Source organism: Pseudarthrobacter oxydans (genome assembly GCF_013314975.1).
GTDB lineage: Bacteria > Actinomycetota > Actinomycetes > Actinomycetales > Micrococcaceae > Arthrobacter > Arthrobacter oxydans.
Map to the genome: position 1 here is coordinate 1 of NZ_JABTYH010000025.1, position 21,505 is coordinate 21,505.

The 21,505-nt window shown below is 67.2% G+C and carries 22 protein-coding genes and 2 tRNA genes; 2 read left to right on the top strand and 22 right to left on the bottom strand.

Features of this window, described 5'->3' with window-relative positions; translation table 11 throughout:
- The 5 genes from HTS88_RS15315 to HTS88_RS15335 all read right to left on the bottom strand — a co-directional run.
- The coding region (locus HTS88_RS15315; RefSeq protein ID WP_174179830.1) for a VWA domain-containing protein at positions 1–834 on the bottom strand (834 nt) is incomplete at its 3' end.
- Positions 831–1,898, bottom strand: a complete 1,068-nt coding sequence (locus HTS88_RS15320; protein WP_174179831.1) for a VWA domain-containing protein — start codon at positions 1,896–1,898, stop codon at positions 831–833. The genes HTS88_RS15315 and HTS88_RS15320, both read right to left, overlap by 4 nt.
- On the bottom strand, positions 1,889–2,359 hold the full coding sequence (locus HTS88_RS15325; RefSeq protein ID WP_174179832.1) for a hypothetical protein: 471 nt from the start codon (positions 2,357–2,359) through the stop codon (positions 1,889–1,891). Before HTS88_RS15325 ends, HTS88_RS15320 begins: the two co-directional genes overlap by 10 nt.
- Positions 2,349–3,248, bottom strand: coding sequence for a DUF58 domain-containing protein (locus tag HTS88_RS15330; protein WP_174179834.1), 900 nt, complete (start codon positions 3,246–3,248; stop codon positions 2,349–2,351). The genes HTS88_RS15325 and HTS88_RS15330 overlap by 11 nt, the downstream gene beginning before the upstream one ends.
- Positions 3,249–3,255: 7 nt before the next feature.
- On the bottom strand, positions 3,256–4,263 hold the full coding sequence (locus HTS88_RS15335; protein WP_174179836.1) for an AAA family ATPase: 1,008 nt from the start codon (positions 4,261–4,263) through the stop codon (positions 3,256–3,258).
- Between the two features lie 140 nt (positions 4,264–4,403).
- Here HTS88_RS15335 and HTS88_RS15340 point away from each other — a divergent pair, with 140 nt between their 5' ends.
- Positions 4,404–4,607, top strand: a complete 204-nt coding sequence (locus HTS88_RS15340) for a hypothetical protein (RefSeq protein WP_174179838.1) — start codon at positions 4,404–4,406, stop codon at positions 4,605–4,607.
- Between the two features lie 42 nt (positions 4,608–4,649).
- On the opposite strand, the gene HTS88_RS15345 is transcribed toward HTS88_RS15340, so the two are convergent.
- From HTS88_RS15345 to HTS88_RS15370, 6 genes are all read right to left on the bottom strand, one after another.
- The gene (locus tag HTS88_RS15345; protein ID WP_174179840.1) at positions 4,650–5,525 is read right to left on the bottom strand and encodes a carbohydrate ABC transporter permease; all 876 of its coding nucleotides are present in this window, start codon (positions 5,523–5,525) and stop codon (positions 4,650–4,652) included.
- Positions 5,522–6,403 (bottom strand): ABC transporter permease subunit, encoded by an 882-nt coding sequence (locus HTS88_RS15350; protein ID WP_174179842.1) that lies wholly within the window; start codon positions 6,401–6,403, stop codon positions 5,522–5,524. Before HTS88_RS15350 ends, HTS88_RS15345 begins: the two co-directional genes overlap by 4 nt.
- A gap of 3 nt (positions 6,404–6,406) precedes the next feature.
- The gene (locus tag HTS88_RS15355) at positions 6,407–7,759 is read right to left on the bottom strand and encodes an extracellular solute-binding protein (RefSeq protein ID WP_174179844.1); all 1,353 of its coding nucleotides are present in this window, start codon (positions 7,757–7,759) and stop codon (positions 6,407–6,409) included.
- A gap of 117 nt (positions 7,760–7,876) precedes the next feature.
- On the bottom strand, positions 7,877–9,079 hold the full coding sequence (locus HTS88_RS15360; protein ID WP_174179959.1) for an ROK family transcriptional regulator: 1,203 nt from the start codon (positions 9,077–9,079) through the stop codon (positions 7,877–7,879).
- Between the two features lie 212 nt (positions 9,080–9,291).
- Positions 9,292–10,497 (bottom strand): class I SAM-dependent methyltransferase, encoded by a 1,206-nt coding sequence (locus HTS88_RS15365; protein ID WP_174179846.1) that lies wholly within the window; start codon positions 10,495–10,497, stop codon positions 9,292–9,294.
- A gap of 80 nt (positions 10,498–10,577) precedes the next feature.
- On the bottom strand, positions 10,578–11,660 hold the full coding sequence (locus HTS88_RS15370; protein ID WP_174179848.1) for an FAD-dependent oxidoreductase: 1,083 nt from the start codon (positions 11,658–11,660) through the stop codon (positions 10,578–10,580).
- 66 nt (positions 11,661–11,726) lie between these two features.
- On the opposite strand from HTS88_RS15370, the gene HTS88_RS15375 reads away from it, so the two are divergent.
- A complete protein-coding gene (locus HTS88_RS15375; RefSeq protein WP_174179850.1) occupies positions 11,727–13,049 on the top strand; it encodes a class I SAM-dependent methyltransferase in 1,323 nt (440 codons plus the stop codon).
- A gap of 94 nt (positions 13,050–13,143) precedes the next feature.
- Here HTS88_RS15375 and HTS88_RS15380 read toward each other — a convergent pair.
- From HTS88_RS15380 to rplU, 11 genes are all read right to left on the bottom strand, one after another.
- Positions 13,144–13,216: transfer RNA gene (locus HTS88_RS15380), tRNA-Ala, on the bottom strand.
- A gap of 184 nt (positions 13,217–13,400) precedes the next feature.
- A tRNA-Ala gene (locus HTS88_RS15385) sits at positions 13,401–13,473 on the bottom strand.
- A 113-nt stretch (positions 13,474–13,586) separates the two neighbouring features.
- Positions 13,587–13,988, bottom strand: a complete 402-nt coding sequence (gene rsfS / locus HTS88_RS15390) for a ribosome silencing factor (RefSeq protein WP_066276611.1) — start codon at positions 13,986–13,988, stop codon at positions 13,587–13,589.
- A gap of 59 nt (positions 13,989–14,047) precedes the next feature.
- Positions 14,048–15,427 carry a hypothetical protein gene (locus tag HTS88_RS15395; protein ID WP_174179852.1) on the bottom strand — a complete coding sequence of 460 codons (1,380 nt, stop codon included), beginning with the start codon at positions 15,425–15,427 and terminating at the stop codon, positions 14,048–14,050.
- A 7-nt stretch (positions 15,428–15,434) separates the two neighbouring features.
- A complete protein-coding gene (gene nadD / locus HTS88_RS15400; RefSeq protein WP_192044147.1) occupies positions 15,435–16,088 on the bottom strand; it encodes a nicotinate-nucleotide adenylyltransferase in 654 nt (217 codons plus the stop codon).
- A gap of 13 nt (positions 16,089–16,101) precedes the next feature.
- A complete protein-coding gene (locus HTS88_RS15405; protein ID WP_104186060.1) occupies positions 16,102–16,332 on the bottom strand; it encodes a hypothetical protein in 231 nt (76 codons plus the stop codon).
- A 77-nt stretch (positions 16,333–16,409) separates the two neighbouring features.
- Positions 16,410–17,783, bottom strand: coding sequence for a glutamate-5-semialdehyde dehydrogenase (locus HTS88_RS15410; RefSeq protein WP_174179854.1), 1,374 nt, complete (start codon positions 17,781–17,783; stop codon positions 16,410–16,412).
- Between the two features lie 26 nt (positions 17,784–17,809).
- The gene (gene proB, locus HTS88_RS15415; protein ID WP_104186062.1) at positions 17,810–18,961 is read right to left on the bottom strand and encodes a glutamate 5-kinase; all 1,152 of its coding nucleotides are present in this window, start codon (positions 18,959–18,961) and stop codon (positions 17,810–17,812) included.
- On the bottom strand, positions 18,951–20,540 hold the full coding sequence (gene obgE / locus HTS88_RS15420) for a GTPase ObgE (protein WP_174179856.1): 1,590 nt from the start codon (positions 20,538–20,540) through the stop codon (positions 18,951–18,953). Before obgE ends, proB begins: the two co-directional genes overlap by 11 nt.
- A 115-nt stretch (positions 20,541–20,655) precedes the next feature.
- Positions 20,656–20,919, bottom strand: coding sequence for a 50S ribosomal protein L27 (rpmA, locus tag HTS88_RS15425; protein WP_009372867.1), 264 nt, complete (start codon positions 20,917–20,919; stop codon positions 20,656–20,658).
- A gap of 61 nt (positions 20,920–20,980) precedes the next feature.
- Positions 20,981–21,289, bottom strand: a complete 309-nt coding sequence (gene rplU / locus HTS88_RS15430) for a 50S ribosomal protein L21 (RefSeq protein WP_066276623.1) — start codon at positions 21,287–21,289, stop codon at positions 20,981–20,983.
- Positions 21,290–21,505 lie beyond the last annotated feature (216 nt).

Here is a 21,505-nt window from a genome sequence, read left to right on the forward strand (position 1 = left end):
CCCCGCGATCTGCTGGAGCCGGCCTTCATCAATCCTGGAAAATGCATATCCGGCGCCGTCACCGTTGCTGTCCCGGAGATAGGAGGCGTCCCCGGCTCCTGTGGAACCGTCGTCGTACTCCTCCCCGGTGTTTTCCCGCATCCTGCCACCGCCTGCCGTGCCGTAACCCAGCACCGCGCCCCCGGCCACCAGGCCGTCCTCGAGGTCCATCGGCGCCGGTGCCTTTGCGCTGGTCTGTTCGCCGTCGCCAAGGTAGAACACAAGCCGGGGCCGCCCGGGGTGGCTCTGCCGGGCAAGGGTAAGGCGTTCGGAGAGCACCTCGCGGGCCGCCGTGATGCTGCTTCCCTTGGCATAGGCGGTCACCTGCGGCTCAAGGACGGACGTGATGGTGTCCAGCGCCAGCGTGTCGGTGGTCAGGGGCATCCGGACGTGGGCCGCGGTGTCGAAGGTGATGACGGAGAACCGGGCACCGGGCAGTCCTTCGGCGATGGCCGCGATGTCCTGCCGTACCCCCGCCATCCGTGGTTCCGCGTTGCCGTAGTCCTCCGCCACCATGCTGGTGGTGGTGTCCACCACGAAGAACACGTTCAGGTCGGCCGTTGCCACCTGGGCCGTTCCTCCCGGCAGGCCGGGGCGCAGCACAGCCCCCACCAGCAGCAGGACCAGCAGGGCGTGCCGGACCCCGGCGCGGCGGCCCGCTCCCCCGCTCTGATGCCGGCTGTTCCCAGGCCTGCTGATGTTCCCAGGGCTGCGGAGCTGCCAGCCCAGGACGGCCCCGGCGGCAGCGATGAGGGGAAGAAGCAGCCACCAGGGCAGCACCGGCTGGAGGGTCATGGCCGCAACCGCCAGCCGGCAACCGCGAGGACCAGTCCGGACAGGAGGGCAGCGGCCAACGGAAGGCCGGGCTCATCGGAGACAACCGCCCGCGGAGTGCCGCGGAGCGCTGTTTTCTCCGTTTCCTCGACGCCCCGCACCACGCCCGGCACGGCCTCGGGATTGTCCAACGCATAGTAGGCCCCGCCGGTGGACTCTGCCGCGGCCCTCAGCTGCGCTCCGGGCTGGTCCGGGCCTGAACCGTAGTCGAGGTCCCCCGGGTTGAGCGCGTAGACGTGCACCGCCCTTTCCCGCGCGAGGGCTGCGGCTTCGCCAAGGGTCATGATGGGCTCACCGGAAAGGAAGTTGTCCGTCGCCAGGACCACGGACCGTGAGCGCTGCGGCTGCCCGGGGTCCTGGGTGGCGCCGGCGTCCTGCGTGGCGGCCGGGTCCCCGGTGGTGCCGGGATCCCCGTTACCGGCCCGGCCGGCGGTGTGCGGGAAGCTGTTGAGGCACGACGCCAGGCCGTCCCCGATCAGGGAGGAGCCCCGGCCGCTCCACGTTCCGTCCAGGAATCCCGAACTTCCGGGCTGCCCGTCGAACGCGTCCCGCGCCAGCTCCAACTGCTCCCGGGCGTAGTGGTAGTCGTCGGTGAGCGGAAATACCTGGACGGCCGTGCTGTCAAAGATGGTGAGTCCGATCCGTTCTCCATCGAATTCCGCCGCGAGTTCGGCGAAGACGTCTACCACCGCGGCGTCGGCACTGCTCATGGAACCCGAGGTGTCCAGGCACAGCATGATGTCCCGGTTGTGCTGTTCGGGCCGCGTGGTTGTCACCCCGACGGGCCGGGCTGCTGCCACCGCCGTGGAGGCGAGCAGCGCGGCGCAGGCCAGCAGGGCGACCGCAAGCCAGCGGCGGTGCCGCCGCAGCGCGGCCTGGTATTCCGGCAGGAGGATGAGCCGGTCCGCATGCGCCACCGGCCGCCGTCGCGCGTTGGCTGTGCTGTCAGTCCGCCTGGCGGCCCACCAGGCTGCGCCTGCCGCCACCGCGGCGGGGAGAAGCAGCCACCACCACATCAGTTCCATGCCTGCACCACCTTTCGGGCTGCGGCAGCGGACGAGGCGACGGGAGGAACGGGGTCGGGGCCGAACGCGGCCGGGTACAGCGCACCAACGGCGGCCGCAGCCGATGGAAGGGGATGCCCGGCCAGGTCCGACTGCGTCATGCGGGGCGCGTCCACTCCGGTGGCGTCGCGGACGAATTTCCTCAGCAGGAGGCTGATTTCCTGGTGCGAGCCGCGGGCACTCCGCGTTCCGGCGGCAGCGTCCCGTTCCACATCATCGATCCGCTGCAGGTACGCGGCCTTGAGCGCTGCCAGGTCCGTCAGCCGGGCAGGACGCTGGACGGCGTCCGCTTCCCGCGGCCTCCGCGTGGCTGCCAGCACAACGCCGTACCAGGCGGCCACCAGGGCCAGCAGCGCCACGCCGGCCCACATCCATGCCGGGCCATACTGCAGGGGGCCGTAGAACCCGGGGTCAGCCTGCACGGCGGTGCCTTTCCAAGAGAGCGAACAGCGCGCTCACCACGTCCCGGCTGCCCGCCACCTCGCCCTCCGTGATGCCGGCCTGGCGCAGCATGGCTTTCCGGCCGGTGTCGCGTTCGGCGACGGCGGTGGCATAGGCAGAAACCACCGCCGGGTCCGGGACGAGGTGTGCAGGAAGGGGGTAGGAGCCGGAGACGCTGTAGGAGTCCGGAACCTCGTCCAGCGGCAGCAGGGGTTCATCCGGGACAAGCCTGGCGTCCCTCACCGTGAGCCAAAGGATCTCGTGCTGGGCCTGGATGCGGCGGAGCAGCCGGCTGGTGGCGGGGCTTGCCGCCACCTCATCGGCGACGACGAACAGCAGGTTGCGGCCTTTGATGGTCCGCGCAACATGGTCCAGCTGGTCCTCGAGCCTGCTGGGCGCGGCGTCCAGTGTTGCCGCTGAATCCACGCGCCGGAGGAGGCGTTCAAGGTGGGCCTCGCCGCCCTTGGCGGGCAACGCCGTCGTGCCCGCGGAATCGCCGGACACCAGCCCCACCACGTCGCCGTGCCGGTGGGCGAGGTACCCCATGACGCCCAGGGCCATCACTGCAATGTCCTTTTTCGTTTCCCCGCTGCGGGCCGCCGCGGCCATGTTGCGGCCGGTGTCGGTGACCAGCAGCACTGTCTGCCGGCGGACCGCCACGTAGCGCCTGATCAGCGGCGAACCGTGCCGTGCAGTTGCCTTCCAGTCAATGTCGCGGACCTCGTCCCCCGGGATATAGGCGCGGAGGTCATCGAAGTCCAGGCTGCGGCCCCGGAACACCGAGCCGTACTCACCGTCAAGCATGCCGCGGGCTTTGCGGTGGGCGAAGATGGCCATGTCCGACTTCACCCGCTGGAGGAGGCTTGTCACGCAGGCCTCAGGGCGTCTGGACGGCAGCGACGACGGCGTCAATCACCGTTTCCACCCGCACTTGTTCCGCCACTGCGTCGAAGTTCAGGATCAGGCGGTGGCGCAGTACCCGGTGGGCCAGCGTTTTGACGTCCTCGGGAATGACGTGGTCCCTGCCGTTCAGCAGTGCCACCGCACGGGCGGCCTGGCTGAAGGCGATGCTGGCCCGGGGGCTGGCGCCGAACTCGATGAAGGCGGCCAGCCGTGAATCGATGTACTGGTGGGCATTCCTGGTGACGAAAACCAGGCCCACGATGTAGTTGATGACGGCGGGATCGATGTAGACACGCCGGACCAGTTCCTGGGCGGCAGTGACGGCCTCCAGCGAGGCGGCCGCGGCCGGCGCCTGCTCCGGCGTGTACACACCGGCATCGATGCGCCGGATGATCTCGGCTTCCTCCGCAGGTGACGGATAGTCCAACACGTCCTTGAGCATGAAACGGTCCATCTGGGCTTCCGGCAGCTGGTATGTGCCCTCCTGCTCGATGGGGTTCTGGGTGGCCAGGACCAGGAAGGGCGAGGGCAGCGGGTACTCCCGGCCGCCGATGGAAGTCTGGCGTTCCTGCATTGCCTCAAGCATGGCGCTCTGCGTTTTGGCGCTGGAACGGTTGATCTCGTCCAGGAGCACAATGTTGGCGTGGACCGGTCCCAGCTGCGTGACGAACGTGCCGTTGGCGGCATCGTAGATCTGGGTTCCCACAATGTCGCTGGGCAGCAGGTCCGGGGTGCACTGGATCCGCCGGAAGTCGGCGCTCACTGCCTCTGCAACGGCCTGCGCAGCCGTGGTCTTGGCAAGGCCCGGGACGCTTTCCAGGAGGATATGCCCGCCGGTCAGCAGCCCCACCAGCAGCGATTCACGCAGCCGGGCCTGCCCCACAACCTTCGCGTCAAAGCTGCCGGCAATATTCGCCGCCACCTGCTGTGCCCGGGCCAGTTCCGAAGGTTCGATTCTCGCAGACGCACTGGTCGAAAGCACTGGATTTTCCCCCTGGTGGCTGAACTGGGCGTGGCTGCCGGCCGGCTGCACTCCGCCCGCCATCCTATCCAAGACCGCTCCGGCATTTTGGACAATGGGGACCCCTCCCCATCAGCCGTTGCCAGGTCTATCCTTTTGGCATGAGCGAGCTTCCAGCCAGTTACAAGGAGTTTCTCGCCGACAAAAGCGAGATGTTCATCAGCACCGTCAAGCCCGTCCTGCAGCAGTCCGCTGCGGACAAGCTTCATGGAGTACGGGTCACGTACAACCCGGGTGCCACCGGCCACCAGGCCCACCTCGACGAGGCCCTTCCATTCGGTGTGGTCCTCGAGGATATCGACTGAAACCGTCCCTCCTGCCCGTCCGGTTGCGGCCGCGGGGCCTGTTCAGCCCCGGACCGCTCCGGACAGGGCAAAGGAACCGCTGCCGCCCCTCGCCACAATGACGTAGAGGACCAGCACCGGCAGCGAATACAGGATGGAGAACGCGGCCAGCTGGCCGTAGGCCACTGCACCGTGCTGTCCGAAGAAGCTGAAGATGGACACCGCCGCGGGCTGCCGTGCCTCCGAGAGGAGCAGGACGAACGGGACGAAGAAGTTTCCCCAGGCCTGGATGAACACGAAAATGAACACCACTCCCAGCCCCTGCTTCATCAGCGGCAGGACAATGGTCCGCAGGGCGGTCATCCGCGATGCGCCATCCACCCAGGCTGCTTCTTCCAGCGACACCGGCACGCCCTCCATGAAGTTCCGGGTCATCCAGATGGCCATGGGCAGGGTGGTGGTGGCCATAAAGAAGATGGTGGCTGTCATCGAATCGAGCAGCTCAAGCTGGACGAAGAGCCCATACACGGGGACCATGATCGCCGTGATGGGCAGGCAGGTCCCAAAAAGGACGGTGTACATGAAGGGCCGGTTGAACCTGGACCGGTAGCGGGACAGCGGGTAGGCCGCCAGTACAGCCGCCACAACGGTGACCGTGGCCGTCCCCCCGGAGAGCAGCACACTGTTCCACAGCGGCCGGAGCAGCAACTCCGGCGTCAGCACTGCGGCGAAGTTGTCCAGGCCGGCCCGGTCCGGAAGCCTCAGCTCATGCCCGGCTTCGGCGTCCAGCGAAGCCAGGATGAGCCAGAGCAGGGGCAGCAGGAAGCAGGCGCCGATCAGCAGCAGCACCAGGTCAGCCGGAGCGCTGCCGGCCCGGCGCCGCCTGGGTGCGGCCGGCCGGAGCGGAAGGCTGCCCGGCGTCCTGGCGGGAGCCGTCATGGCCGGGGCTCCCGGAGCAGCCGCACGTACGCCAGTCCAAAGGCGGCGCCGATCAGGATGAGCACCGAAGCCACGGCTGTCCCGTAGCCGATATCACCGAACTTGAAGGCCTCCTGGTATGCGAGGACGGGCAGGGTGGTGCTGGCGTTGGCCGGCCCGCCCGCTGTCATCACCCAGACGAGCGTGAAGACGGCGAGGGTCTGCAGCGTGATCAGCATCAGGTTGGTGGTGATGCTCCACCGGATCATCGGCAGCGTAATGAACGCGAACCGCTGCCAGCCGTGGGCGCCATCCATTTGGGCCGCCTCGGTCACCTCGGCCGGAACCTCATTCAATGCGGCCCGGTAGACCAGCATGGAAAAGGCTGTCCCCCGCCACACGTTGGCGAGCATCACGGCCACCATGGGAAAGGCGTACAGCCAGTCCTGCCGGCCAAGTCCCAGGCCGCCCAGCAGCTGGTTCAGGGTCCCGTCCCCGCTGAAGTAGGCATAGGCGGCGAAGGCGGCCACGATTTCCGGCAGCACCCAGGCGGCCACCACGGTGGTGCCGACGACGGCGGACACCAGCGGCCGTGCCCGCCGCATCAGTACGGCCAGCGCGAGGCCCAGCAGGTTCTGTCCCAGTACCGCCGACCCCGCCACGAACACCACCGTGAGGAGGACGGAGAGCGGAAACACGGGATCCGTAAGCAACCTCTGGTAGTTCTCCAGCCCCACCCATGAGGGATTGCGGGCACTGCGCCCGGTGAGGCCGGCGTCAGTGAGGGATGCGTGGAATGCCCAGAGCACGGGGCCCGCCAGGAAGACAAGGAGGAGCAGGACAGCAGGAAGGACCGGGAGGTAACGGAGCAGTTGCCGTGCCGTGGCTGGAAACCGCACCCGCTACTTCCGGACGGTCTTGGCGGCACCCACGATGTCCGCCACTGCGGCATCGTAGTCCGCAGCCGCTTCCTGGGGCGACCTGGTGCCGGTGACGACGGCCTCGGTGGCTTCCTGGACAGCCACGGAAATCCGGGGGTAGTCGGCAGTTGCAGGGCGGTACTTGGTGACCGAAACAAGCGCGGAGACATCCCTGACGAACGGATTGGCGTCAAGGTAACCGGGGTCGGCGGCCACGTCCTTGCGGACGGCAATCTGCGAGCTTTCCACGGTGAAGCTGAGGGAGTTCTCTTCCTTGAGCGCAGTGGTCAGGAAGCTGAATGCCAGCTCAGGCTCCTTGGTCTCCGCCCCGAGCGCCAGTGTCCAGCCGCCGGACATGCTCACAGCTCCCGGGGCCTGGCCGTTCTGGGTGGGGAAGGGGGCAACGCCCATGTCCTGTTCGTAGCCGGGCCACTCATAGCTTCCGCCATCCTGCCAGAACGACGGCGCGTAGGAGCCTTCCACGGTGGCGCCCATCCTGGCGTTAGGCAGCCACTCGCCGAACACCTTCTTCCACACGTTGGCGTCGAGGGCCTCGGCTGGGGAAACGGCCAGCTGTTCGTCATAAAGGGTTTTGAGGAAGGCCAGCGAGTCCTGGAAGCCGGCCGAACCCACCACCCACTTTCCGGCCTCTTCGTCGTAGAGCGATGAGCCCGTGCCGTACAGCAGCTCGTAGAAGCTCTGCATCACGGTCCCCTCGCCGGTTCCCTTGCCGGCGTACATGTTGAACGGGATAACGGTGGGGTCGTTGGCCTTGATCTTCCGTGCCGTGTCCAGGATGTCCTGCCAGCTGCGCGGCTCCCAGGGAAGGGTGACCCCGGCAGCTTCCAGGACTTTCCGGTTGTACCAGATGGCGCGGGTGTCGGTGCCCAGGGGCACTGCGTACGTCCCGCCGTCGTCCGCCCGCCCTGCCGCCTTGGCGCCGTCGTCGAACGTGTCCCAGTCCTCCCAGCCCTCCAGGTAGCTGTCCAGCTTCAGGAGGTAGCCGGCGTCCACGTCGGAGCGGACCTTGAACGTGTCCTCGTAGAAAACGTCGGGCGCCGTGGATGGCGAGCGCAGCGCGAGGGCCAGTTTCGTCCCGTAGTCGTCGTCGTTGGCCTGGATGGGCTGCAGCTCAACGGTCACTCCCTGGTTCGCCGCCTCAAACTCCTGTTTGGCGGCCTGGAGCATGGTGTCCAGGGCGGTGAAGGAGTCCGTTTTCTGGTACGCAACTTTCAGGGTTTTGAACGAAGCGCCGGGATCGTCCGGGCTGCAGGCCGCCAGGGCTACCGTTGCCGCGGCAATCAGGGACATGGTCTTCAGGGCCCGGCGACGCATGGCGCTCCATTCGGTCGATGGCGGCGGCCCTGTTGTTGGCGGGCCCCAAACCGCACAGTATGCACATGCTAGATGGACGTCCTGCGGCAGGCAAGGCGCTGCGTACAGCCCGTCGGGTCAGCTCTCCAGGAGGAGCCGCTGGGCCCGCGGGGCCAGCGTATGCTCCAGGACCAGGGAAGCCGCCCCGATGGCGCCGACGTCGTCCCCCACCCCGGTGCCCACAACATCGATGGGATGGATGAGCCGGGTGTCGCTGTGGGCATCCAGCAGCGCCGGGACCTTCTCCAGGTAACGGTCTGCCAGGCGGCTCCAGAACGGCCCGCCGAACACCACCCGTTCAACGTCCAGCGTGTTGGTCACCACGGCCACGGCCCGGGCCACGCGCACCGCGGACCGGTCAATGATGGCAAGTGCCTGTTCGTTGCCCTGGTCCGCGAGGTCGCACAAACGGGAAAAGCTCTGCTGTATTTCCGCTCCGCTGTTGCCTGACCGGGAGCCGTCCAGGATGCCGGCGTCTTCCGCTTCGGCTACCAGCACCTGCGGGATGCAGGTGGATTTCACGCAGCCGCGCAGGCCGCAGTCACAGGGGGCGCCGTCGGGATCCACAATGATGTGGCCGATCTCGCCGGCGTTTCCGGAGGTTCCCCGGATGACCTCATCATTGAGGACAATGCCGCAGCCTATGCCGGTGCCCATGTACATGAAGATGAAGCTGCCGGAGCCGCTGGGGCCGCCGGCCCAGGTTTCCGCCACGGCCGCGCTGGTGACGTCCTTGTCCACCAGGACCGAGTATCCGGTGGCTTCGGAAAGGGCGCTGCGCAGTTCCACCCTGTCCCAGCCGGGCAGCAGCGGCGGATCCACCACTGTGCCGTTGTCCAGGTCGATGGGGCCAGGTGCGGCCACTCCCAGGCCGGCGATCCGCTCCCTGTCCACGCCGGAATCCTCCACCAGCTGGTCGATTTCGGCCGCGATGGTGGTGATGACGGCCGAGGGGTCGTTGCCGCCGGGGGTTTTTATCCGGGAATGCCGCACCACCGAGCCCACGAGGTCCAGGACCACGAACGTGGTCACCGCGGGATCGAGGTGGACGCCGAGGGCGAACACACCGCCGGGGTTGAGCCTGAGGATGGTGCGCGGCTTGCCCGGGCCGCTGCCTTCCTTGCCGGCCTCCACGATCAGGTTCTGGTCCAGGAGGCGCCGGGAGATGTTGGAGATGGTCTGCGGGGACAGGCCCACAATCTGGGCAAGTTCCACGCGGCTGAGGCCGCCGGAGGACCTGCGGATGGCGTCCAGGATCACCGTGAGGTTGAAGTCCCCCATTTTGGGCAGGTTGGTTCCGCGCCTCGGTGAGGATTGGCGGATCTCAGTCACAGCGTCCCCTAAACGTCTTCGGCCACGTACATATGGTGATGCTTGAATCGTACGTTACGCGTGGTCAGACACCCATAGGACGGCACGACGGCGCGGCGCGGCCCCCGTGCGCAGCCCGGCAGCGAAGGTGGTGCTGCCCGGCAGGCTGCGGGCCCACGGGCTCACGCCCCTGCCGGGTCCGTGCCGCGGCGGGTGCTCAAGGTCACCGTGAACTTGGGGTTCCGGCCCTTCACCACGGTGGGCCCGACGTGCCGCTCAAGGGCCGGCGGGTAGGGCAGGTGGCGGTTGAAGACCGTCCACAGTTCGCCGCCCGGAGCGAGCACCCTGCCCGCGGCTTCAATCATCTTCAAACCTGCACCGGCGTGGACGCCCGCACCCACATGGAACGGCGGGTTGAGCAGGACCAGGTCCACGCTGCCGTCCGCCATGGTGCTGAGCGCGTCGTCCTGCAGGACCGTGATGCGATCCGCCAGGGCGTTGGCCTCCGCCGTGGCCAGCGCCGAGGCCACGGCCGCGGCGGACTGGTCCGTGGCGGTCACCTGGGAGCCGGGGCGCTGCCGGGCGTACATGGCGGCAAGGATTCCGGTGCCGCAGCCGAGGTCGACGGCGTGCCGGGCCGTCTTCATGGAGGGAAGGAACGTCAGCAGGAACCTGGTCCCGATGTCCAGTTTGGTTCCTGCGAAGACGGCACCGTGGGCGGCGACCTTGAGGTCCAGTTCGGCGAGGTGTTCGACGACGGGATAGCGTTCCTGCTCCCCGCTCCCCTGCGGCCCGCCCGCCAGGATCACGCGCGATTTCTGCCGGGCGAGCTGGGGCCGGACCGAGCGGAAGTGCCGTTCCAGCACGGAGTTCATGCCGAGGGACATGTGCTTGACCCGCCCGCCCGCGATCAGCGTGACGTCAGGTGCGGCATACCGGGCCACGGCGGCAGCAACTTCATCCAGTTCCGCCAGGGTCTTGGGCAACTGCAAAAGCACCGCCCGGGCGCCGGCAAGGAGCTCAGGCCCGAGCGGCATCTGCGTGAAGCCGGGCGGGTTCCCGGCTCCGCCGTCGGACGTTCCTGCTGTTGGCTCCGGCACGTGGGCGGCGTTGCGATATGCGGCCGCGTTGAGCTGCAGAGCGCGCTCTCCGGTGACCAGGTCCTGGTGCACGCGGACCGAATCCGGGCTGAGCGTGGCCAGGGCGCCGAGGGTCAGGGCCCCGTACCGGTCCCCGATAACGGCAATCGCGCTTCCGCCGAGGACCAGTTCCGCGGCTGTCTCCAGCAGGAGCCGGTCCGTGGCGTCCCACGCCTGCAGGTTGGGCGCTTCCACATCCGGCCTCCGCCGAAGTGCGCTGAAGACGTCCTGAAGAGTGTCTGATGCCACGTGTTCTGCCGCTTCCGTTGTGCGTGTGCTGTGTGCGTTTGCTTGGGTGCGTGGACCGGGCACGGGCCGTGCCCCGTCCGTCAGCCCCAACTTACCGGTGTTGCCGCCTGACTGATCCCGGGGAGTTTGAGGATGGCCGCCACGGCGGCGCGTCCGGCCCTGTTGGCCCCGATCGTGGACGACGACGGCCCGTAACCGACCAGGTGGACGCGGGGTTCCGAGGCTACCTGGGTTCCTTCCATCGCTATGCCGCCGCCGGGTCCCCGCAGGTGCAGCGGCGCGAGATGCTCCAGCTCCGCACGGAACCCGGTGGCCCACAGGATCGCATCTGCCGGCTGGAAACCTCCTTCAGCGAGCCTGACGCCGCCGGGCTCTATGGAGGTGAACATCGGCTGCCGGTCCAGGGCGCCCCTGGCCGCCGCCGCCTTGAGGGCCGGCGTCCAGATCAGGCCGGTCACCGACACCACGCTCTGCGGCGGCAGGCCCCTGCGGACCCGTTCCTCCACCAGGGCCACCGCGTCGTGTCCCGCCCTGGCGTCGAACTCCTCATCCCGCCACACCGGTTCCCGGCGGGTGAACCAGCTGGTGGTGGTGACGCGCGAGATTTCGTCAAGGAGGCCGACAGCCGAGATGCCGCCGCCCACCACAATCACGTGCTGTCCTTTGAACTCCTCCGCGGAGACGTAGTCCGCCACGTGGAGCTGGCGTCCGCGGAAGGTGGACTGCCCGGGGTAGATGGGCCAGAACGGGCGGGTCCAGGTGCCGGTGGCGTTGATGACGGCCCTGGCTGTCCAGTCTCCGTCCGATGTGGCGATCCCCAGCAGGCCGGCGGGGTCTGTGTCCTCCCGGCTCACCGAGTGGACCTTCACGGGCCGCCGGACGGACAGCCCGAGTTCCTCCTCGTAGTCGCGGAAGTAGCGTGCCAGGAATTCCGAACTGGGCTCGCGCGGATCCACGGCGGGCTTGGCTATACCGGGAAGATCACTGATGCCGTTGACCGTTTCCATCCGAAGGCTTTTCCACCGGTGCCGCCACGCGCCGCCGGGACCATCCTCGGCGTCGAGGATTACATGGTCAACACCGCGGCGCTGAAGGTGGTAGGCAGCCGAAAGCCCGGCCTGGCCCGCGCCGATGACAACGACGTCGGCACGGGCAGAATTCACTCCCCCATGATAGTCGCGGGGCGTCTCCCGGCCTTAGTCTTGGCCCATGGAGACGGGAGGACCACCATGACCACACACAAAGGACACGCAGCGCGCCTGGCCCAGGCCCTGTCAGTTGTGCTGGACACCGAAGAGCTGCCGTTGCGCCTGCGGGCCTGGGACGGGTCAGAGGCAGGGCCTGAGGGTGCACCTGTCCTGGAGTTCCGTTCCCGCCGGGCCCTCCGCCGGATCCTGTGGTCCCCGGGCCAGCTCGGCCTGAGCCGTGCCTACGTGGCGGGCGACATCGATTCGCCCGGGGACATCTTCGCGGCGTTCACCGCGTTGAGTTCAGCCGGGAAGTTCGCGGAGCCCGGTCCGTTCCGGCGGCTCACGGCCCGGGAAATGTGGACGCTGCTCCGCACGGCCGTCCGGCTGGGGGCGCTGGGCCCCAATCCGGCGCCGCCGCCCGAGGAGGCAAAAGTGGTGAAGAAGGGCCGGCTGCATTCGCGCCGGCGCGACTCGGCAGCCATCTCCCATCACTACGATGTGGGCAACGATTTCTACGCACTGGTGCTGGGGCAGTCCATGGTCTATTCGTGCGCGGTCTGGCCGGACGGCAGCTACGGCACGGAATCCCCGGAGTCGGGCAACCGGCTCGCCGCCGGCCTGGAAGAAGCCCAGGAGGCAAAACTGGACCTGGTGTGCCGGAAGCTGGGCCTGCGGCCGGGAATGCGGGTGCTGGACGTAGGCTGCGGATGGGGAAGCTTCGCCCTCCATGCTGCCGGAAAGTACGGCGCAACGGTGGTGGGCATCACCCTTTCCACGGAGCAGGCAAACCTTGCACGCAAGCGGGCCGCCGAGGCCGGCCTGACCGAGCGGGTGGACATAAGGGTCCAGGACTACCGGGACATCGGGGACGGACCTTTCGATGCCATCAGCTCCATCGGGATGTCCGAACATGTGGGCAGGGAACAGACGCCAGCCTACGCCGCCGCTTTGTTCAGCCTGCTCCGGCCTGGCGGGCGGCTGCTGAACCATGCAATTTCCTGGAACGCGGGCCCCACCAGGCCGGATCCTGATTCGTTCATTCCGCGCTACGTGTTTCCGGACGGGGAGATGATCAGCCTTGGCGAGATGGTGGCTGCCCTGGAGGGCACCGGATTCGAGGTCCTGGATGTGGAGGCGCTGCGGCGGCACTATGCGTTGACCCTGCGTGCCTGGGTCAGCAGGCTGGAGGCCAACTGGGACCACGCCGTAAAGCTGGCCAGCCTGGGCAGGGCGCGGGTCTGGCGGTTGTATATGGCGTCCAGCGCGCTTGGCTTTGAGGGCGGGCTGACGGGCGTCAACCAGGTCCTGGTCCAGCGGCCGGGCGGTGATGAACCCCCGCTGCGGCGGACAGCCTGGCTCTGAAGGGGCAGCTGGGTTAACGCGGAAGGGACGGTCCCGATGGGACCGTCCCTTCCGATGCTCCTTCGCCTTCCGGCTCGGTGCAGATGTTAATCGGTGGAGCTGAGGGGACTCGAACCCCTGACCCCCTGCATGCCATGCAGGTGCGCTACCAGCTGCGCCACAGCCCCGGATGTGCCGCTTCCGGAATAACTCCCCGAAGCAACCTGATCAGCTTAATGCACTTTCGCCCCGCACGCCAATCGTGGTGCCGTGTCCCGGCCTGGGGCTTGTCCGGGCGCGCGGCTGGGTTCCCGGGAGACGGCAAACAAAAAAAATCCGCCGGAATCACAGTGATTCCGGCGGATTATTCGGTGGAGCTGAGGGGACTCGAACCCCTGACCCCCTGCATGCCATGCAGGTGCGCTACCAGCTGCGCCACAGCCCCGAACAATTGCTGCCCTTTCGAGCTTTTTCGGCTTTCCCCGAAGCAACTCAAATATCTTAGAACAGCAATTCCGAAAATTCCAAATCGGGCATATTCCGCGCGATTCCGCGGATTTATTCGGTCTCGGACCCTGCGGTGGCCTTGGCTGACGCGTCATCCCCGAGCTGCAGGTCCACCACGGGGCAGTCCTTCCAGAGGCGTTCCAGGGCGTAGAACACGCGGTCCTCCTCGTGCTGGACGTGGATAACAATGTCCGAGTAGTCCAGCAGCACCCAACGGCCACCGGAACGGCCTTCACGCCGGACGGGCCGCAGGTCCTGCTTGGCGAGTTCTTCCTCAATACCGTCAACGATGGCGTTGACCTGGCGTTCGCTGGGTGCCGAGGCGATGAGGAAAACGTCGGCCAGGGCGAGCCGCTCGCTGACGTCCAGGGCAACAATATCCTGGGCAATCTTGTCCGCGGCTGCCCTGGCGGCGGCGCGGGCTATGGTGATGGACGATTCTGATGCAGTCACGTGACTCCTTGTTGGGTTAAATATGCAGGGGCCGTCCGTTGCCGGCCGGCTGTTGGTGGTCAGCGGGACATGCCGCTAATGATCAGGATGATGCCTGAGACGAGTGCCACGATGCCGAATGCCAGGATCAGGAACTGCAGGACCCTGGTCCGGTTCGCCCGGGCCAGTCCCGCCGTAGCTGCGTCCAGGGGATCCAGGCCGTGGGCGGACGAGGCCGGGATCCGCGGGAGGTCCTCGAAGAGGTCCTCCCCCTGGTGCTCTTCAGTAACCACCTGCTGCGGGCGGGCAGCGGCCCGGGCGGCAGCTTCAGCCCTTGCGATCACCTGCGAGCGGCCGGGACCGTCCTCAGCGGTGGCAGTGCGCTGTGAGCCTGGTGAACGCCGCTTCTTGGTACCGGAAGGGGTGACCTTGGTTCCCGGGCGGGTGGTGACCGGTACGTGCGAAGTTGCGGGCGGCTTCATGACGGGCCGGTCGATGCCGGGGACCTGCACGAATTCCAGCGGCGTGACCATGGCCAGGTTATTGGCGGTAGAGGGCGCGGGGCGCTGTCCGGCCGCGGGCTTCCCGGCCTGGTCCTTTGTGGCGGCATCCACGGGCAGCTTTCCGGCATCCCGGGAACGTCCCTGGCCGGGATCTTTCGGAGGGGTTGCCGGAGCCGGGGGAACCGAAGGGGCTCCGGCCTGCTCAGCCAGTTTTTGCCTGGCCATGGCCCGGCGGTTCATGACCGCCGCTCGTTCCGCCAGGGCGATTTGCTCAGCCAGAATCTCCGGATCAACCGCTTCGGGATCCAGGGAGGCAATGTGCTCCATTTTGGCGATCTGGTTTTTTGCCTGCTCTGCGAGCAGGGAGCGGGCGGCCAGAGCCTGTTCCACGGTCATGCCCTCGGGGCCCGGTGAACCGGCCTTTACGCCGGGGGCGGGTGTACCGCCCACACGGGCCTGCTCCCCCGCGCCGGTGTTTTCCGGGCCGGCGTGACTGTCTCTGTGGCCGCTGTCCTTATGGCCGTTGTCCTTTTGCCTGCCGTCAACCCGGGGCCCCTCCGCGGAACGCAGAGGAGCGGAAGCGGGCGGAGTGGAAGCCGGCGGAACAATGGGGTTGGCCGCCGTCAGCGCCTGTTCCTTCAGCTGCTGGAGGCGGAGCTGCCGACGGGTGGGAGGACCACCGGCGGAGAGCTGGCCTTCTTTTTCCTCCAGCTCCTTGATGGCGCGAAGGGTTGCACGGTCCCGCGCCCGGATCTGGGATGACCGCGGGGTATTTGCCTGCCCGGCGGCCGTTCCGGCGTCACCGATCCTTGGGGGCGCAGCAGCAACCGGGGCAGCAGCAACTGTCGTGGGGGCAGGCGGGAGCTGCTCCGCGCCCTTTGAAGCAGACTCCTGCTGGGCGTCCCGGGCCTTCCGGAGTTCCCGGCGGCTGCGGATGGGGGGCTGTTCCTGACTCATTGAGAACTCATTCAGTACTGGCTGGTTCACGTGCTAGGGACGGTGGCGCGTCGGCTTCCGCGGCGGCTTCATACAGGCCGTATTTGGCGATGTACTGGACGACGCCGTCCGGCACCAGGTACCAGACCGGATGGTTCGCGGCCACGCGCGCGCGGCAGTCCGTCGAGGAGATGGCCATGGCCGGGACCTCCAGGAGGCTGACATCATCGCGTCCCATGCCGTCCAGGACATGCCCGGGCCGAGTGACCCCGACGAAATGGGCCAGCGACCACAGTTCGTCGATGTCCTTCCAGGAGAGGATCTGCGCCAGGGCGTCCGCCCCGGTGATGAAGAAGAGGTCGGCGTCGGGGCGCTGGGCCCGGAGGTCGCGGAGGGTATCGATGGTGTACGTGGGACCCGGCCGGTCAACGTCCACCCTGCTGACCGTAAAGCGCGGGTTTGACGCCGTGGCGATGACGGTCATCAGGTAGCGGTGCTCGGGTTCGCTGACGTGCTTGTGGGACTTCTGCCACGGCTGGCCGGTGGGGACGAAAACCACCTCGTCCAGGTCGAATTCCGCCGCTACCTCGCTGGCCGCCACCAGGTGGCCGTGGTGGATGGGATCGAATGTCCCGCCCATCACGCCCAGCCGCAGCCTGCCGTTGGCACCCGAGCGGTGCAAAACGCGGGAAATGTTAGTGGCCCTGCCCGTGATCGTGCTTGTTCGGGTGCTGGCGGTGCGGATCCGCGTGCTCCTCGGTGGCCGTGTGGCGGTTGCCCAGGTTGGAGTAGGACAGGGTGATGAACATCATGACCAGCAGGATGGCGAAGATGACCACACCGAAGACCCACGGCTCAGCCCACAGCGGCGCGAGTTCGTGTTCTTCGCCTTCGGCGACGGACGTGGCAATCTGCTGGAACAGCATGTTCTCCCCTTGGGCTCAAACGATTGTGGCAGCGGAAAGCTCCGCCGTTTCTGGCTTCTGGTCTATGTTACCGTGCGCTACCCGCGCACCTGGCCCTCGCCCTGCACGATCCACTTCGTGGTGGTGAGTTCGGTCAGCCCCATGGGACCGCGGGCGTGCAGTTTCTGGGTGGAAATCCCCACCTCGGCACCCAGCCCCAGCTCTCCGCCGTCGGTAAACCGGGTGGACGCGTTGACAATGACGGCCGCGGAATCCACCTCGGCAATGAAACGCTCGGCGTTGGACAGGTCATTGGTGAGGATGGCCTCGGTATGGCCGGTAGACCAGGTGCGGATGTGGCTGACTGCCTCATCGAGGCTGTCCACCATGGCGACCGCAAGGTCAAGGTCCATGTATTCGGTGGCCCAGTCCTCGTCGGTGGCCGGTTCCGACTCGATGGAGGCAGGAAGGGCGGCGCGGGTGCGCTCATCGGTGTGCAGCCGGACGCCGGCCTTGCGCAGGGCGGCCGCAACGGCAGGAAGTACGCGTGAACCGGAGTGGACCAGGAGCGTCTCCACCGTGTTGCAGACGCTGGGCCGTTGCGTCTTGGCGTTCAGGAGGATCTCCACCGCCATGTCCTCGCTGGCCGACTCGTCGATGAAGATGTGCACGTTACCCTCACCGGTTTCGATGACGGGGACAGCGGAGTTGGTGACGACGGTCTGGATCAGCTCGCGGCCGCCACGGGGAATGAGTACGTCCACCCGGCCGCGGGCCTTCATCAGGACATTGGCGCCGGCGCGGCCGTACTGGTCCACCGTTTGGACAGCGTCGGCGGGCAGGCCCACGGATTCGAGCGCTTCGCGCAGTACCCGCACCAGCACCTCGTTGGTTGCCTGGGCGGCGCTGCCGCCGCGCAGGATCACGGCGTTGCCGCTCTTGAGTGCCAGCCCGGCAATGTCCACCGTGACATTCGGCCGTGCTTCGTAGATGGCGGCCACCACGCCCATGGGGACGTTGACCTGTCGGAGCCGCAGGCCGTTGGGGAGCGTCTGCCCGCGCACAACGTTGCCTACGGGGTCGGGCAGGTTGGCCAGGTTTTCCAGGGCCGACACCAGGCCCGCGATGCGGGTTTCCGTCAGGGTCAGGCGGTCCAGCATGGCCGCGGAGGTGCCGTTGGCCTTTCCTGCCGCCACGTCCATGGCGTTGGCGGTGAGGATGGATTCAGTGCTCTCCTGCAGGGCTGTGCCTACTGCGCGGAGGGCGCGGTCCTTCCATGCCCGGTTGGCCATGGCCATCCGCCGCGCCGCGTGGCGGGAACGGTCGGCGATGGCGTGCACTGCGGCCTCGACGTCGCCGGAAGACAACGGAATGTCAGCCGGGACCGGTGCTGCCGATGACTCAACGGGCTGCGTGGCGGCAGCGGTGTGTCCGGAATTTTCGGCAGTCTTGTGGATCAGGGCCTCAGTCATGTTCCAAGTTTAGGCGAGCCGGAAGCTCAGACCAGCACCAGGTCGTCAACATGAACAACTTCACGGTCATAGCCGCTGCCCAGCGCCTCACCGAGGTCCCTGGTGGACCGGCCCAGCATTTGGGGCAGCTCCGCGGAGGAGTAGTTCACCAGTCCGCGCGCCACCACCGTACCGTCGGCTCCTGCTATCTCCACGGCGTCGCCGGCTTCAAAATCACCGTGGACGGCGGAAATGCCGGCAGGCAGCAGTGACGTGCGGTGATGGCGGATGGCCTTCACAGCGCCGTCGTCCAGCACGAGCCGTCCCTGGACGGAGGCCACGTGCGCCAGCCAGAGAAGCCTGACGGGCTTCCGGGCGCCGTTGACCGTGAACCAGGTGCCCACGTCCTCGCCGTTAAGGGCCGCGGCGGCGTTGGGCGTGGAAGTGACCAGGGCGTGGATGCCGGATCCCGCTGCCATGGACGCTGCCTCCACTTTGGTGAGCATGCCGCCGGTGCCGACGCCGGCCTTGCCGGTCTTGCCAATGGAGACACCGTCGAGGTCGTGCGCCCCCTCCACCAGCGGGATCCGCTTCGCGCCAAGGGACGGCGGGCCGTCGTAGAGGGAGTCGACGTCGGACAGCAGGACCAGCGCGTCGGCGCGGACCAGGTGGGCCACGAGGGCGGCGAGCCGGTCGTTGTCACCGAAGCGGATTTCATGGGTGGCTACGGTGTCGTTTTCGTTGACCACGGGGACCACGCCGAGGCTGAGCAGCCGGTTGAGGGCGCGGAACGCGTTGGTGTGCTGGCTGCGGCGCATCAGGTCTTCGGCGGTGAGGAGCACCTGGCTGACGGTCACGCCGTGGGCCCCGAAAGCCTGGGTGTAGCGGGCCATGAGCAGGCCCTGGCCAACGCTGGCGGCCGCCTGCTGGGTGGCGAGGTCGCGGGGGCGCTTGGCGAGGCCAAGCGGTGCAAGACCCGCCGCGATGGCACCGGAGGAAACCAGGATGATCTCTGTTCCGGTGTTGCGCTTGGCGGCGAGTGCGTCCGCGAGGGCGGTCAGCGACTCTTCCGAGATGCCGCCCTTGATGCTGGTCAGCGACGACGAGCCCACCTTCACCACGATCCGGTGCGCGTTGGCCAGCACGCTCCTGTCCACGGACCGCGCCAGCGGTTCCGCGGACGCAGCCCTAGATGTCATCGTCTGCGCCCAGTCCACTCTCCTTGAGCGGCTTGGCAACCCTGCGGCTGCTCACGGATTCGGTCCAGATGCCGGCCTTGCGCTCCGCTTCGAGTTCGGCCCGGGCAGCGGCCTTGGCGTCCTTGCGTTCCTGCTGCTCTTCACGTTTCTGTCCACGGGTGGGGCGGTCGCCGATGTCCGCAAAACGGACGTCCGTACCGCGCGGCGAGGCCAGCAGTTCGGCGCCTGCCATCATGGTGGGCTCCCAGTCGAAGACGACGCCGTCATCCTCGCCGATAACAACCGTATCGCCGGGCTTGGCGCCCTGCTTGAACAGTTCCGTTTCCACACCGAGCTTAGCCAGGCGGTCGGCCAGGTAGCCGATGGCTTCCTCGTTGGTGAAGTCGGTCTGCTTGACCCAGCGCACCGGCTTTTCGCCCAGTACGCGGAACAGCGGCTCGAGGCCCTTCTCCTCCCGGCGGATCCGGAACCCGGTTTCGTTGACGGCGCGGGGCTTGATGACCACAGGCTGGACCTTGGGCGGGGCTGCTGCCACCGCGTCCCGCGCTGCCTGCACGATTTCGGCCATCGCGAAGCCCAGCTGCCGCAGGCCCTCGTGGCTGGTTGCCGAGATTTCGAAGACGCGGTAGCCGCGGGACTCAAGTTCCGGGCGGACGAATTCGGCCATGTCCTTGCCGTCGGGCAGGTCCACCTTGTTCAGGGCCACGAGGCGGGGTCGGTGGTTCAGTGGAACCACCTCGCCGTCCTGGCCTGCGTAGCTCATGTCCACGGCGTACTTTTCCAGCTCGGCCTCAATGACTGCCAGGTCAGAAAGCGGATCGCGGTCTGCCTCGAGGGTGCCGCAGTCCAGGACGTGGACCAGGGCAGCGCAGCGCTCCACGTGGCGCAGGAAGTGGTGGCCCAGGCCCTTGCCTTCGCTGGCGCCTTCAATCAGCCCGGGCACGTCGGCAATGGTGAAGCGGACGTCGCCGGCCTGCACGACGCCAAGGTTGGGGACCAGTGTGGTGAACGGATAGTCGGCGATCTTGGGGCGGGCCGCGGACATGGCCGCGATCAGGCTCGATTTTCCTGCGGACGGGAAACCGACCAGGGCGATGTCCGCAATGGACTTCAGTTCCAGGACGATGTCGCTGGATTCGCCTTCGATGCCGAGCAGGGCGAAGCCGGGCGCACGGCGCTTCTGGGAGGAGAGCGCGGCGTTGCCCAGGCCGCCGATGCCGCCGGCCGCCGCGACGTATTCGGTGCCTTCACCCACGAGGTCCGCGAGGACGGTGCCGTCCTTGGACTTGACCACGGTGCCGTCCGGGACAGGAAGGATGAGGGTCTCGCCGTTCTTGCCGCCGCGCCAGTCGCCCATGCCGGGGCCGCCGTTGGTGGCGTGGCGGTGGGGTGCGTGGTGGTAGTCGAGGAGGGTGGTGGTCTGGTGGTCCACGCGAAGGATCACGTCGCCGCCATTGCCGCCGTTGCCGCCGTCGGGCCCTCCCAGGGGCTTGAACTTCTCGCGGTGGACGGAGACGCACCCGTGGCCGCCGGTACCGCCGGATACGTGCAGTACTACCCGGTCTACAAAGCTGGCCACGTGGATCTCCTCAGTGCTGTTTCCTGGACGCCCGGGGCGCCAAGATGATTGTAATGCGGTTAAAAGAACAGTGGAGCGGACCATATGGCCCGCTCCACCGCTTCAGATCTGGTTGTTACTCTGCAGCTGCAGCAGCAACGATGTTGACGACGCGACGACCGCGGCGGGTGCCGAATTCAACGGCGCCCGGGGTCAGTGCGAACAGGGTGTCGTCGCCGCCACGGCCAACGCCGGCGCCCGGGTGGAAGTGGGTGCCGCGCTGGCGGACGATGATCTCGCCGGCGGAAACCACCTGGCCGCCGAAGCGCTTGACGCCGAGGTACTGTGCGTTGGAGTCACGACCGTTGCGAGTGGAGCTCGCGCCCTTTTTATGTGCCATCTGAAATGCCTGCCTCTAAATTCTGGGGAATCTGCTGAAAAACCTGAACAGTAACGGAAGGTTACTTGATACCAGTGATCTTGACCTTGGTCAGTTCCTGGCGGTGACCCTGGCGCTTCTTGTAACCGGTCTTGTTCTTGAACTTCTGGATCACAATCTTAGGACCACGGAGGTCCTGGAGGATCTCAGCCGTAACAGTTACCTTGGCCAGGTCAGCAGCGGCGGAGGTGACCTTGTCACCGTCAACCAGGAGCAGTGCGGGCAGCTGAATGGTGCTGCCAGCTCCACCGGCGACGCGGTTCAGGGTAACGAAGTCTCCAACGGAAACCTTCTCTTGGCGGCCGCCTGCGCGGACAATCGCGTACACCACTTGGGAACTCACTTCTCTCGACGTTTATTACAAATTTGCGTGCGGAACCCGGTTCCATGATTGGGTGGGCTCTCGCTGTGCCTCAACGCCGTGGGGTCATAACCCAAGTGTTGGCGTAAGCACCGAAGATCTAGAATACGCTAGTTTTGGCTTCGGCCGCAAATGAGGCTGGTTCCGGCGGGTTGTCTGTGATACGCACCACAGCCCAGGTCCGCG